9 protein-coding genes are annotated in these 14198 nt (G+C 50.1%); 5 read left to right on the top strand and 4 right to left on the bottom strand.

Annotated features, from left to right (window positions below; all coding sequences use genetic code 11):
• The first annotated feature begins 169 nt into the window (after positions 1-169).
• Positions 170-1456: a UDP-N-acetylmuramoyl-tripeptide--D-alanyl-D-alanine ligase gene (locus AC4BAP_RS02700; RefSeq protein WP_490581069.1), complete on the top strand. Its 1287-nt coding sequence runs from the start codon at positions 170-172 to the stop codon at positions 1454-1456.
• 268 nt (positions 1457-1724) lie between these two features.
• On the opposite strand, the gene rfbC is transcribed toward AC4BAP_RS02700, so the two are convergent.
• Entirely contained in the window at positions 1725-2267 is a 543-nt protein-coding gene (rfbC, locus tag AC4BAP_RS02695; protein WP_490581068.1) for a dTDP-4-dehydrorhamnose 3,5-epimerase, read from the bottom strand.
• 238 nt (positions 2268-2505) lie between these two features.
• A complete protein-coding gene (locus AC4BAP_RS02690; protein ID WP_490581067.1) occupies positions 2506-3624 on the bottom strand; it encodes a glycosyltransferase family 4 protein in 1119 nt (372 codons plus the stop codon).
• Positions 3625-3745: 121 nt separating this feature from the next.
• Between AC4BAP_RS02690 and AC4BAP_RS02685 the strand changes: the two genes are divergently transcribed.
• The 4 genes from AC4BAP_RS02685 (at position 3746) to ppk1 (ending at position 8911) form a co-directional block, all read left to right on the top strand.
• A complete protein-coding gene (locus AC4BAP_RS02685; RefSeq protein ID WP_490581066.1) occupies positions 3746-4447 on the top strand; it encodes a SirB2 family protein in 702 nt (233 codons plus the stop codon).
• Positions 4447-5634, top strand: a complete 1188-nt coding sequence (gene hflX, locus AC4BAP_RS02680; protein ID WP_490581065.1) for a GTPase HflX — start codon at positions 4447-4449, stop codon at positions 5632-5634. The genes AC4BAP_RS02685 and hflX overlap by 1 nt, the downstream gene beginning before the upstream one ends.
• Positions 5635-6280: 646 nt before the next feature.
• Positions 6281-6775 (top strand): SixA phosphatase family protein, encoded by a 495-nt coding sequence (locus tag AC4BAP_RS02675; protein ID WP_490581064.1) that lies wholly within the window; start codon positions 6281-6283, stop codon positions 6773-6775.
• Between the two features lie 33 nt (positions 6776-6808).
• Entirely contained in the window at positions 6809-8911 is a 2103-nt protein-coding gene (ppk1, locus tag AC4BAP_RS02670; RefSeq protein WP_490581063.1) for a polyphosphate kinase 1, read from the top strand.
• Between the two features lie 72 nt (positions 8912-8983).
• Here ppk1 and AC4BAP_RS02665 read toward each other — a convergent pair whose 3' ends face one another.
• The gene (locus tag AC4BAP_RS02665; RefSeq protein ID WP_490581062.1) at positions 8984-10012 is read right to left on the bottom strand and encodes a DUF6268 family outer membrane beta-barrel protein; all 1029 of its coding nucleotides are present in this window, start codon (positions 10010-10012) and stop codon (positions 8984-8986) included.
• Between the two features lie 67 nt (positions 10013-10079).
• Complete coding sequence (locus AC4BAP_RS02660; protein WP_490581061.1) at positions 10080-13883, bottom strand: metallophosphoesterase family protein; 3804 nt, start codon at positions 13881-13883, stop codon at positions 10080-10082.
• Positions 13884-14198: the final 315 nt, after the last annotated feature.

The following is a 14198-nucleotide window of genomic DNA, read 5'->3' as shown; positions in this document are numbered from 1 at the left end:
ATGGCAATATAGTGCTGGCAAGTATAACCTTAGACTATGTGCGAGTGTTTTGTCTGCGTTTTTAGTCTTTCCCGAATTGGGTGTATATTGCCGGCGTGGAAGCAGGCTATACTTTTAACGTATACGTTATGCTCAATAACATCTTGTTACGATAAAAATACACTATTTCATGCAGAACAGCATCGAATTTCTATATCAAAAGTACCTGGAGTGCCGCCACGTAAGCACCGACTCCCGCGCCGACCAGCACGAAAGTATGTTCTTTGCCCTGAACGGCCCTAATTTTAAAGGGGCTAAGTTTGCCACTATGGCTCTTGAAAAAGGCGCAACGTATGCCGTGGTAGACGATGCAAGTATGGCTGCGGACAATGTGTTTGTGGTAGAGGACACCCTGCAAACGCTACAGGACCTGGCCCGCCACCACCGCAAGCAATTAAGCATACCGGTTATTGGTATTACGGGCAGCAACGGCAAAACCACTACCAAAGAGCTTATTCATGCGGTGCTTAGCCAGAAATTCAACACGCTGTACACGCAAGGCAACCTGAACAACCACATCGGAGTGCCGCTTACGTTGTTGCGCATTACCCCGGAGCATGAGATGGCCATTATCGAGATGGGAGCAAACCACATCGGGGAGATCGCTTTGCTCAGCAGCATTGCCCTGCCAACCCACGGTATGATTACGAACATCGGTAAGGCACACCTGGAGGGCTTTGGCAGCCTGGAGGGCGTGGCACGCGGCAAAAGCGAACTATATCTGAACCTGGACGAGCATGGCGGCACCGTATTCGTGAACACCGGCAACGAGCACCTCATGCGCATGAGCCGCCGCATCCAGAACAAAGTAACCTACCCTGGCCCCGAAGATTTTTACCACTCTGAGCTGCTGGAGGCCTCGCCTTATGTGGTGTATAAAGATGAAGAAGGCAACGTGGTGAAAACTCAATTGGTGGGTAGCTATAACTATGAGAACATGGCTGCGGCAGCCTGCATTGGCAAATACTTTGGCGTGCCACTTGCTAAAGCTAACGAAGCCATCGCCAATTACAGTCCGGTAAATAACCGCTCGCAGGTAGTGCACAAAGGCACGAATACTATTCTGCTGGATGCCTACAACGCCAACCCAACCTCTATGGCGGCAGCCGTTCGCAACTTTGGCAGTATGACGGCCCCTTATAAAATGGTTATACTTGGCGATATGTTTGAGATGGGAACCGAAAGCGCCGCCGAGCACAAAGCCCTTGGCGAAGTAGTAGCCTCACAGCCCATAGACCGTGTGCTGCTCTGCGGAAAAGACATGAAGCACGCCGCCGAAGTCAACAGCGACTTTTTATACTTCGAAACCAAACAGGAACTACAGCAATGGCTGCAAGACCACCCGGTACAGGACAGTTACGTACTGGTAAAAGGCTCCAGAGGCATGGGCCTGGAATCGCTGTTGGAGGTGTTGTAATTTTGAATGAGCGGGTGAGTGAATGAGTGAATGTTAACCGCAGATTAATGGGGATTAGATAGATTCGGTATGATTTCCCCTTGTAATGTAAATGAGAAAGCCAGCAAATTTATACTTGCTGGCTTTCTCGTTTTTATGATTAAAGCGTATTAACTAAAGCTTTTCGAAATCCCTATTTCTGTGAATAGACTTAAGTTGTTTCTACAAAGCAAGAGCTAAATCCTTTTAATCCCTAAAATCCCCATTAATCTGTGGTCTAATCTGTGGTCTAGAAAGGCGACTCGAAGTTTTCCAGCACTGGTAGTATCTCATCCTTAGGCGAAACGAGTGGGTTCTCAATGCCCCAGTCAATGTTCAGGGCTGGGTCGTTCCATAGCAGGCCGCCTTCAGTGGTTGGTGCATAAAAATCGGTGCACTTGTACAGGAAAGTGGTATTGTCTTCCAGAGCCACGAAGCCGTGCGCAAACCCTTCCGGAACCCAGAACAGGTTGTTCTTTTCCGCATCCAGTAAACAGGTAACGTGCTGCCCGTAGGTAGGTGAGCCTGTGCGCAAATCCACAGCCACATCCAAAGCCCTTCCCGATGTTACCCTCACCAGTTTGCCCTGCGCATGAGGTGGCTTCTGGAAATGTAGCCCACGCAAAACGCCTTTCTTAGAAACAGACTGGTTGTCCTGTACAAACACCGGATCGATGCCAAAAGGCTCAAACCATTTCTGGCTGAACGTCTCCAAAAAGTATCCACGGTCATCTCTGAAAACGCGCGGTATAAACTCAATCAATCCTTCTATGTGAAATAGTTTGTGGTCCATGGATGTGGTTAATGTGCTAATTTTTAATGTGGTAATGTATTTAATGTGGTAATTGGGTAATGTATTAATGTATTTAATTTCGAGTGTAGTGATTAATCTCCGAATACGATTAACACACCCCTGCACCCCTCTCAAGAGGGGAATCAAGTAAATCGCTAAAAATTGTCCTCAAGTAATATGTTTTGAAAATCACCAAACGTAATCCTTTAAATCCCTAAAATCCCCATTAATCTGCGGTTTAGACTCTCACCTGATGCGATACTTCCTCGATAGCATGCAGGTATCTTTCTATCACGATGCGGTCGTCGAAGCGGGAAACGGCTATCTGGCGGCTGGCTCTGCCCATTTGCTCCAATTCTTCGTCGCTTAGTGCCAGCATTTGCAGCATTTTTTCTGCCAGGTCTTCTGCGCTGCGATGCTTGCACAGGTAACCGTTTATACTTTGCTGCACTACCTCGCGGCATCCAGGCACGTTGGTGGCAATAAGTGGCTTGGCCATAGCAGCGGCTTCCAGTAATGTTCTGGGAGTGCCTTCACGGTAGGATGGCAGCACCACACAATCGGCCTGGTCTATCACACTGGCTACATCGTCGGTTGCGCCTAAGTACTCGATAACGCCTGTTGCCAGCCACTCCTGCAGCTTTGCATTTTTGATGCCCGAGCGGCTTTTCTCGTCCACTTGCCCCAACAGTTGGCATTTTACTTCCGGGTATTTCTCTTGTATCAGCTTGCTTGCCTGCACAAACTCCACCACACCCTTATCATACAGCACCCGTGCCACCATCAGAAAAACAAAGGGCTGGTTGCGTTTATACTTTTCGGCTGGCACAAACTCCTGCAAATTTATCCCTGAGCCTGGCAACACCTCGGTTATACCAGCGCGCACCAGCTTATTGCGCAAAAACAACCGCCTATCGTCCTGGTTCTGAAAAAAGACCTTAGCTGGATATTTAAAAGCAAACTTGTAGAGTTTCAGGGCAATGCTGGAGATATAATCTTTGGTAATGAATACCGTGCCCAGGCCCGATACATTATTGATGGCCGGTATACCAGCCCAGTGTGCGGCTATTGCCCCGTAGATGTTCGGTTTGATGGTATAGTGCAGCACTACATCTGGCCTCACCTGTTTATAAGTTTGGTAGAGGCGCCAGATCAGCCACATATCGGTAAAGGGGTTGGTGCCCTGCTCCATGGCAACCGGTACAAACTTGCAGCCGGCCGCAACCAGGCGCTCTGAGTATGCATCCTTCGGTGCTATTGCCACCACTTCATGCCCCTCAGCCAGCAAAGCCTTTATCAGGCTCATCCGAAAGTTAAAGATGTTCCAGGAAGTGTTTATGACAATGGCAATCCGCATACGTGCTCTCTAGGCTCGCAAAGATACTATTCTTTTAGGTCCGAAACCGTAAGTTAGCCATTTTAGCAGTAGCATCAGAAATTTTAAAGTAAATTGCGGCCTTAATCCTAATTGCTTAGACATGCAAGAGACCGTAACCGTGCTGCACACGCACGTATTGGTAGTTATACTTTTTTTGCTGCTGTTTACCACCAAGGCCTTCATGCTTTTCCTGAATGAGCATAAACAGCTTGACAAGGCCAAGCGCTACACCAAAGCCCTGGACATGGTGTTTGGCACGCTTATACTTGTTACCGGGGGCTACCTGCTATACCTGTACCAGGGCATGCCCGGCTGGCTGATCGTTAAGATAGTGTTGGTGTTGCTGGCCATACCGATGGGCATTGTGGGCATCAAACGGCACAATAAAAAACTTACGGCCATATCGCTGCTGATCTTTATTTATGTATATGCCATAGCCGAAACCAAAAGCTTAACGCTTAGCAGCCCAGGGCCGATCGAGAACGCCACTATAGACCAGGTAAACACACCTGAAACTGATGCCGCTGAAGCACCTGCCGGAGAAGTGGTTGCCTCGCTGGAAGAAGCTCAGTTAGCCAATGCACAGGCCATCTACACCCAGATTTGTGCCACCTGCCACGGTGCCGATGGTGCAAAAGGATTTGGTGGCGCAGCAAATTTACAGGTGAGCAATCTAAGCCTTCAGGACCGTATTAACGTAGTCGAGAATGGCCGGGGCCTGATGCCGGGCTTTGACAGCCAGCTGAGTGAACAGGAAGCTAAGGCCCTTGCCGCCTATACCTTGACCTTAAAGAAGAACTAATGGGGAAGAAGAAATTTTACGAAACCTCCAAGCCGCAGGAAACTGCCGTACTGGTAGCAGTGCCAAGCTACCGCCAAACCGACGAGCAAACCCAGGAGTATCTTGATGAGCTTGCATTTTTAACTGAGACCGCCGGTGCCCAGACGGTAAAACGCTTTGTTCAGAAACTAGACAAGCCGGACCGTGCCACCTTTGTTGGCAGCGGTAAACTGGAAGAGATAAATGCTTTTGTGAAGGAGCACAACATTGATATGGTGATCTTTGACGATGACCTGAGCCCCTCGCAGGTGCGTAACATTGAGCGCGAGCTGCAGGTGAAGATCGTGGACCGCAGCTTACTTATACTTGATATTTTTGCACTTCGCGCCAAAACTGCCCAGGCACACGCCCAGGTAGAAATGGCCCAATACCAGTACCTGCTACCGCGACTTACCAACCTCTGGACGCACTTATCCAAGCAGAAAGGTGGTATTGGTATGAAAGGCCCCGGTGAAACGGAGATCGAGACAGACCGCCGTATTGTGCGCGACAAAATATCCTTGTTGCGTGAGCGCCTGAAGAAATTTGAAAAGCAGAACTTTGAGCAGCGCAAAGCCAGAGCCGGCATTGTACGCGTAGCTTTAGTGGGTTATACCAACGTGGGTAAGTCTACGCTGATGAACCTGCTCTCAAAATCGGAAGTGTTTGCCGAGAACAAGCTGTTTGCAACCGTGGATGCCACCGTTCGCAAAGTAGTTTTGGAAAACGTACCTTTCCTGCTTTCCGACACGGTAGGATTTATCCGCAAGCTTCCTACCAAACTGATCGAGTCGTTTAAGTCTACGCTGGATGAGATCCGGGAGGCTGATTTGTTGGTGCACGTGGTAGATATCTCACACCCTTCTTTTGAGGATCATATTGCGGTAGTAAACGAAACCCTGAAAGACATTAACTCCGCTGACAAGCCAGTGCTACTGGTTTTCAATAAAATAGACCAGTACCTAAAGCAACGCGAGCAGGAACTGAAAGAGGAAGAGGCAGATGTGCGTCCGTCTATCGACGACCTGAAAGCCACTTATATGGCCAAAGAGCATGCCCCTGCCCTGTTCATTTCAGCTACTAACAAGATTAATATAGAGGAACTTCGTGAGGAGTTACTTCGCCGCGTTTCTGAGATACACTTTGAGCGTTACCCGAATAACGCTTAAAGTATAAATTTATACTTTGCTGGAAAGAGGAAGCTGCTGCTGCGGCTTCCTCTTTTTTTTGATTCCTGCCCTAGCCCTCTCCTAGTAACAGGAGGGGAGTTTCGGCAAACAATTAACACACCCCTGAGAGCTACGCTCGCTAGCTCAAAACCCTCGTTTTGGCTAGTCTGCAAGAGGGAAATTTCTGTAAAACCGGGTCAAACCACCCCCAACCCCCTCCTTGTCCAAGGCGGGGAATTTTTTGCCATTACCAATTATATTTCCTCTCCAGTTGTAACAGCCGCCAGCCAAGAAGTGTCAATCCCAGCCTTTGGGTGGGGGAAGGGGCCCTCGATAAAGAGCGCCTTCTATTGTTGCGGTGCCCGCTAGGGCAGCCGTTAGGCAGCTTCAATAGACAGCGCGATGCCCGAAGGCGAGGCCTCGCTTAAAGAGGGCCCCTTCCCCCACCTTGAGGGCACCAAAGCCAGAAGTGAAACAATACATTGTATAAAACTGAGCAAGAAAGCCAGTTCGATAAAAAGGCAGAGAGCACCTCTAAACATCAGCCTTACCGTACTCTACACAACCAATTACCCCTAGTTTCAGTAAGTAGCAAAGCCACTAGTGTTACCAAACCACAGCAACAGTGGCGCAAAAAAACACCAATATGAAGACGCTATATATCCTGAGGCACGCTAAATCGAGCTGGGACTTTGAGGAGCTCAGCGACCACGACCGCCCTTTAAACAAGCGAGGCCGCAACGATGCACAACTGATGGGGCACGAACTGTCAACGAGAGGTATAAAACCTGCCTTGATTGTGTCGAGTTCTGCAGTGCGCGCCATTTCCACGGCAACGCTGGTTGGCAAAGAACTGGACTACGAAGCCGAGGATATTGTGGTAAGCGACCGGATCTACGGAGCCGATAAACACGAAATACTGGATGTGGTGCACGAAACACCAGCCGAGGTTGACTCCTTAGTGATAGTGGGGCACAACGAGCCCATTTCGGAGTTCGCCAACATGCTTAGCCCCGAGCATGTCGTAAGCTTGCCAACCACAGGTATCGTAGCACTTGAATTTGACTGCGACAGCTGGTACGACATCAGCAAAGAGAATGCAAAAATGCTTTTCTACGACTTCCCGAAAAACTATAAGTAAATGGGGCCCCAACTTTACAGGCACCCTTGATCCATGGAAACAGATAAGACAATAGAGCAAAAGACTGCTCCAGAATACCCCCTTACCAACAGAGAGTTGAGCTGGCTGGCCTTTAACTACAGAGTACTGCAGGAGGCCCAGGACAAATGCGTACCGCTTCTGGAGCGCATCAAGTTCATGGCCATTTTCTCGTCTAACCTGGATGAGTATTTTAAAGTGCGGGTAGCCACCCTTAAACGCCTGATCAAACTCAAAAAGAAAACACGCCAGAAACTGGACGAGGACCCTTCTGAAACATTTGACCAGGTAATACAGGAGGTAAAACGCCAGCAGGAGGAGTTCGGGAAAGTGTTCCGGGAAAACATACTGGCAGACCTGCGCGAGCACGACATTCACCTGCTTACCGAAACAGAACTTAACCCCGAGCAACAGGAATGGGTGAAATCATACTTCCATGAGACGCTGGAAGAGCAGTTGCTGCCCATTATACTTGACGCCACCGACACACACCTTTTCCTGAAAGACCAGACCGTATATCTGGGCATACACATGCTGGAGCCGACAGATAAAGCCGAAAAGCCCGATAGGTTTGCCATGTTGGAGATACCTACCAAAAAGCTGGGCAGTCGCTTTGTAAAACTGCCAACGGTGGGCGCCAAGCGCTACGTTATGTTTATTGATGACGTGATCCGCTTTTGCCTGCCCTTGATGTTTCCGAAGTATACTTTGTTTCATGCCCATGCTGTAAAAGTATCGCGGGATGCCGAGCTGGACATTGAGGAGGAAGTATCGGGCAACCTGATGGCCAAGATCAGGAAGAGCCTAAAGAAACGCGAAGCAGGCTACCCTGCCCGCCTGCTCTACGACCCGGAAACGCCCCAGGACCTGCTGGAGCGCATGATGATACACACAGCCATAACAGAAGAGGAACTGGTGGAGGGCAGCAAATACCACAACTTCCGCGACTTCTTCCAGTTCCCGGATTTTAACCTGCCTGAGCTAAAGTATAAACCGCAGCCTACGCTGGTACACCCGGAACTCGAGAAAGAGAAAAGCATCATAGCCGCCATGCAGAAAAAGGATTACATGGTGCATTATCCTTACCAGTCGTTTAACTATGTGCTGCGCCTATTTAACGAGGCCGCCGAAGACCCGAAAGTAACCGCTATGAGTGCCACGCTGTACCGGGTTGCAGATAAATCGGCGATCGCGAAGGCTCTTGTGAAGGCGGCTAAAAATGGCAAACTGGTAACGGTGGTGGTAGAGCTAAAGGCACGCTTTGATGAGGAGTCGAATATTTTCTGGGCGGGTAAGCTGCAGAAAGCAGGAGCCAACGTGATCTTTGGAGTACCCGACCTGAAAGTGCACTCAAAGCTAGGCCTAATCACACGCAACGAAAACGGCAAGCTGGTAAATTACGCCTATTTAAGCACTGGCAACTACAACGAAGACACCTCCAAAATTTACGCCGACCACGCCCTGTTTACCTCCGACCCACGCCTTACCAAGGACATGGAGCAGGTCTTCGAGTTTTTTATAGACCGGCAGCCCGACAAAAAGTTTAAGCACCTGTTGGTGGCCCCAATAAACATGCGCCAGAGCTTTGCAAAGCTCATAGACAAAGAGATCAAAAACGCAAAGAAAGGTTTGCCTGCAAGTATGATCCTGAAGATGAATGCCCTGCAGGACGAACGCATGATAAAGAAACTGTATACTGCCAGTCAGGCCGGGGTAAAAATAAAGCTGCTGGTACGAGGCATCTGCTGCCTGGTACCAGGTGTAGAAGGCATAAGCGAGAACATTGAAGTGCGCAGCATCGTGGACCGTTACCTGGAGCATGCCCGGGTATACATTTTCCACAACAATGGCGAGGAGAAATACTACATAGCCTCTGCCGACTGGATGACGCGCAACCTGAGCCGCCGCGTGGAAGTGGCTTTCCCGTTGTACCAGCAAAACCTGATCGAAGAAATAAGATCACTGATTGACCTGCAGCTACAGGATGACACCAAGGCCCGCAACGTAGACAACACCTACATAACCACTGACGAGAAAACAGATGTGCGAGCGCAGTATGCCTCTTATGAGTACCTCCGTGGGTTAGTGCCAAACGATATGAAGCCTGTGTGCAAATAGGCCAATCATAAAACTAAAAGGGCAGTATTTAACTGCCCTTTTTTGTTGTATACTTTATGCATGTGGCACTTACTACCGTCCGCGTTTTTCCAGCCATTTTCTCGGGGCCACAAAAAACAGTTCCACGTTTACGTAGCCGGCTCCGGCCAGGTCATTTGTAATCAGTTCATCCCGCGAGCCCACTTCGTCAAAAACCCGGTGCCTGTAGTATTGCCTGAATCCGCCTTCCAGTCCAAACCACAGAAAATCGTAGATCTCTCGTTCCAGGCGAAGCAGTCCTTTAATGTCAGTTCGTCTTAATTCAATCTCCCCAAATTCTGAGAGTGGGGTACTGTCTACAAAAATGTCATAGCTTGAGCCTTCCAGCCTGTAACCGCCAAACAAGTAAGTTTTATCGTTCAGGTTATAGCGGAGGCGGGCATTGGCCGGAAAAATAGACTCTACGCCCCACTTGTTGTTGAAGGTGCGGTTGTAAAGTATGCCGGGGTAAATGCTTTGCCTGCCGTAAGTATAACCAAGCTGCAAGCCTACCCCAAGTGCATAGTCAGGGCTGCGCTTCCAGCCATAGGCCATGTCCAGGGTTACTTTCAGGTAATCCGAAATATTGATATTGTCACGGGTATAATCGCCGTTGAGTTCGCCTTTAACCCGTGCCAGGTAAAACCTGCGCGTATCAATAGAGTGCAGATAAGCGAATTGCAACCCAAGGCTTTGCAGGTTTTTATCTTCCAGGTAGCGGTAAAGTGCGTATGAGTTTGGGGTTAAGTCTCTGAAGTTAAATTCTTCAATCTGGTAATCGACACCCACCAGCAAAGTAGAATTGGGTTTGCTGAGGACAGGGGCCATTACACGCACATTAAACTTGTTATGCCGCCGCACCCTTCCGCTTCCATCACCTACCCGTGGGTCATCAGACTCGGAGTCGATGTCGAAATTAGGTAGGCGCTCATAACTGATCACAATGCCCCTACCCCGGTTCATGCCACGCACATTCGGGGTTGCAAGGTCTTCAACAACTTCCACTTCCTGGGGTTGCGCCTGTACCTGCTGCACCGCGCAAAAGCAAAATACCCCAAGTAAAATCTGGTTTAGCTTTTTCATAGTTTTATATTGATGCTGTCTGTCTAAGTCGATATACTTCCTGCTGTTGCGCTTACGCTCTACATTTTTAGAAGAAGAAACCGAAATTCAGCATCCAGAGCTTTTCATCTTCTCCTATGGTATAGGTAAGCGAAAGCACGGAACGGTTTAAGGCATCAACCCAAACACCGCCACCATAGCCTGTATGCAGACTACGGAAAAAAGACTGTTTAGGGTCACCATCGTAGTAAACTCTGCCTGTATCTACCAAGCCAAGCACGCCCAGTTTGCCCGGTGCGAGGTATAAATTATACTTGAACAGCTCCAGGCGGGCCTCTCCGTTTGCATAGATGCTGCTCTTACCCGCAAAGCGCGTGCGCCTGTAGCCACGCAGGTTTTCTGTGCCGCCCAGCGTAGCCGCCTGGTAAAACCGGAAATCCCCGAAATTGTAGGAGCCTCCTACACGGCCGGCCCAGGTAAGCTGAAACGGGAAGTTAGGGCTTACATAAAACCTGAACTCAGAGTTGAAATTGGTGTAGTGCAATCCCTCATCGCCTATCTGTTTGTTAAAGCTCAGCCTGTTGTACCAGCGCATGCCTATATCCGGGTTGTTGGCTGTACTTCCGCCGCCCAGCACCTCCATGTTGGCATAGGCCGCCAAGCCGGCATAGTGCTGCGCCTCAAACTCGTCCTGCAGCGGATTGTAGGTGCCCGGCAGCAGGTTGCCGGCGCGGGCCTCGTCCAGCAAAAAGCTTTCACGGGTAGGGTATACCACCTTAAACCGATCGTAAATTGGGCCAATGCCTATTTTAAAGAAAGATGTAAAATCGCGGTACAAAGAGGCATGCGCCGAGAAACGCTCAAACCGTACCCGGTAGTAGCTGTCGTCCAGGTCGGTGGCCTGTGTGGTAAAGTTGCCCAGGCCATAGTAGTTGCGCTGATACTTAGGCCCCTGTAGCAAACCACTGAGCGCCATATTCCAATTACCCAGCACATGCTTTATATCGCCGGTGTAGCGCACATTAAACGAGTTGGTCAGAAAGGCATAGTTGGCTTCCAGCAGATGCTCCGAGGCGTAAGGCGACTTCCTGAACTTGTGCGTGCGCAGCAGCAGGCCTGCCCCCAGAAACAAGCCATCATCTACGTTATACTCCGTGGAAAGACGCGGCCCGAAGTATGGAAGCTTGTAGTTGTCGCGGTCGTAGTTGTTTACCTCCGGGTATTCTTCTGTCTTGTCTTTTGTTTCCGGCCCGAAAGCGAAGGTGTTCCCTTCTTTGGTGTCGTACACAATCGTGTGCTTCTTGGGGCCGCTCACTTTCGACTCATCCCTGATTCCATCAGCATCGGCACCGGCAATTATGCGCACTACTATACTTTCGTCCACATCGCCGGTAACTATAAACTGATCCTGCCCAGCCATGCCATAAACGCGTATCTCCTTGGTTTCGGAGGTCAGGAAAGTACGGTTGTAAAGCTCTTCCAGTATCTCGCCTTCTTTGCTTGTTTTATAGCCGATAACCTGCACCTGCTCGTTGTTCAATCGCTTTATCTCGTAGCGTTCGTGCTTGTCGCTGCCGGCTATGTCTACATACTTTGCCAGGAAAGTATAATACGCATCGGCGGCGGCCGGCAGCTTGTCGCGGCGCGATTTTAACTTGGCCACGATCTCGGGCCCGGAAAGCTTTTGCACCTCAGCGGGCAGGTCTGCAACGGCGGCCTCAATCACATCATCGGTAAGCTCAGTTTTTACATCCTGCGCCAGCTTTCGCCATTGCTCACGCGTTACACGCGAGGTAAAGGTGCGGTCCATGGGCAGTCCGCTCAGGTTAAGGCCTACCACATCATCAAAGTCATACCCAAAATTCTGCACATTTCTTACGCCCCACTTGCGGGTTGCCAGCCAGGGCAATACCCCGTCGATCTTAAAAAAGGCCTGGTCACGGTCTTCGGGTACGGGTATGTATAGTTTGCCCTTGTCGTTTTCTTTTTTGCGTTCTACCCAGCGCCACTGCCCCCCGTGGCGGTCCCAGTCCCCGATCAGCATGTCCACTAGCCTGGCACGCACAAACTCGGGTTGGTCTACTTCGTTATCGTTGTCCTGGCGCAGCTCCTCCAGCAGCTTTTCTGTGCCCACCAGGTTTTTCGCAAAGCCCAGGCTGGCGGTTTCTTCATGGTTCTCATCGGCGTCTTCCTCCAAAAATGCCAGGGTATTACCAAACTCATCCATGTACTGCCTTAAGTATGGCGTGTTGGGTATGTAAACCAACCGGGGGTTGGTATGGAATACACCGGCTGCATCTGCAAGCTTCGGTACTATCAGTGCGCCATAAGGATGCTGTGCTGATATCTGGTCCTGCAGTAAGTCCCGTGCGGCAGACTCCTGGAGATACTCAGGCAGCACCTTAGCCGGATCCTTGTCCACTGTGCGCAGGATATACTCTTTTGCATCGGGGTTCCGCACTTTCAGAGAGGCCGTTTGTTTACCCCCACCTTTCTGATAGGGAGTTAGTCCGCCGTAAACGTTCCTCATATCTAGTAAAGGCACGTTTACAGGAGTGCTCCACTCTTTTCGGTAATGTTTACCAAGTAACTCCTCGCGCATGCTGCCCACCTTATAAGCTGTGTTGGCTGCCACCGTTATCGTACTGTCGGCATAGTTGGTTTCGTCGCGCACCAGCGGCACATCCCTTCGCGGTTTCTTGGCATAAAGCGGTGTCCTGAAAGTAACCCTCCCGGTTTCTCCTTTGCCCTCAGGCTCCCAGAACTCTGCCCATGCTTCGCCGTTTTCGTAATACATCACTTTGGCAAATCCTTTAATGGCCTGGGTGTAGGTTGCATTTCCACCGCCCTTTACGTGTTGTATCTTACAACCGGAGCCGCTTACAATGTGTGCCAGCTTGTTGTGCTTAAAATACTGCAGCGAATGTTCGTGCCCGGCAGCATACACAATGTTGTCATACTTATCAAAGATGTTCAGCAGGCCCTCGATGTATGCTTTGTAGCGTGGGTGTGGGATGTCCTGCAGAATGCCGCCATACTTTCTGGCAAACGGGTAAATGGAGCCGATAATTGGCAAAGGCAAATACATCCAGTCGCGGAGCATGGTAAACGGGAACAGGTGATCGCGCAGGGTGAAGAAACCGCCGTGGTTGCCTCTTGTAAAAAGCGGGTGGTGTGCTATAATGAGAATATCGCTACCACTGTTCTTCTCTACCAGGTCTTCCAGCTGAACCAGAAAGTCTACTTCCGTGGCGGCACCGCAGCTGCTGTTATCGCCGTAGGGCCTGTCGAAGGGATGCAGCCACCATTCCGAGTCAATCGCGATCATCACCAGGTCGTCGCTTAGCCTTACCTCATAAGGACCAGGGCAGCCATTGCCAGGCACAAAGAAATCGCCACCTACCACAATGTTCTCCTCTGTCAGGTATTGGTTTACATAGTTCTGCTCCCGGATCACATACTCCAGGCCGCCGCGTCCGCTGTGGTTCCAGTCGTGGTTACCCGGTATCATATACTTTTCGCCGGCATAGCCTTTTAGGATGTCCAGCTGCGCATTCAGGCGTTTCTCCGATACTTCGCGGTCATAGGCGCCCACCGGGGGCAAGCCGTTGTGGTACACGTTATCGCCTAAGAATATGGTAGTGCTGTTGATGCCGGCCTCTTCCATTTGCCGGCGCATCAGTTGCATAGAAGGCTCTCCATCCAAATCCGGAGACCCTACATCTCCGATCAGGAATACGGTATAGAGCAGTTCATTGGCTGGGTCTGGCTTAGACTGCTCCCAGTCGAGGGCGTTGCGGCTATAGTATGGCTCTGTGGATACGCAAGCTGAAAGTATAAAAACCAGAAGCGCCTGCGACAGACGTACTTTACGAAGTAGTTTTTTGATCATAGGTTTACAGTAGTATAGCATCCGCGGGTGTGCGCTTTTCATACCCTGGGCCGGCCATGCCGGTTCCGGTAGTTGCTTTAGGCTGGGCATACCTTCCTCACAACCTGCCCCACGTATGATGCACAGCCTCTTACCGGGTTTCAATTGCTCCTTCTGCGCACAGTTTTACGGACATCGAAACTGGATTTCATTAACGGATAGGAATAATATTTAGTTGTTGGCCGGGAGCAGCCTGCGGTACCCACCCCGGATGTGGCCCTATACTAACAAAAAACCGTTTTTACCGTAACGGCAAATTAACATGTGCCATGCATG

Source organism: Pontibacter sp. GD7, from assembly GCF_058216375.1.
Note: the sequence above shows the minus strand (reverse complement) of the source record. Positions and strands in the feature narration are given on the sequence as shown.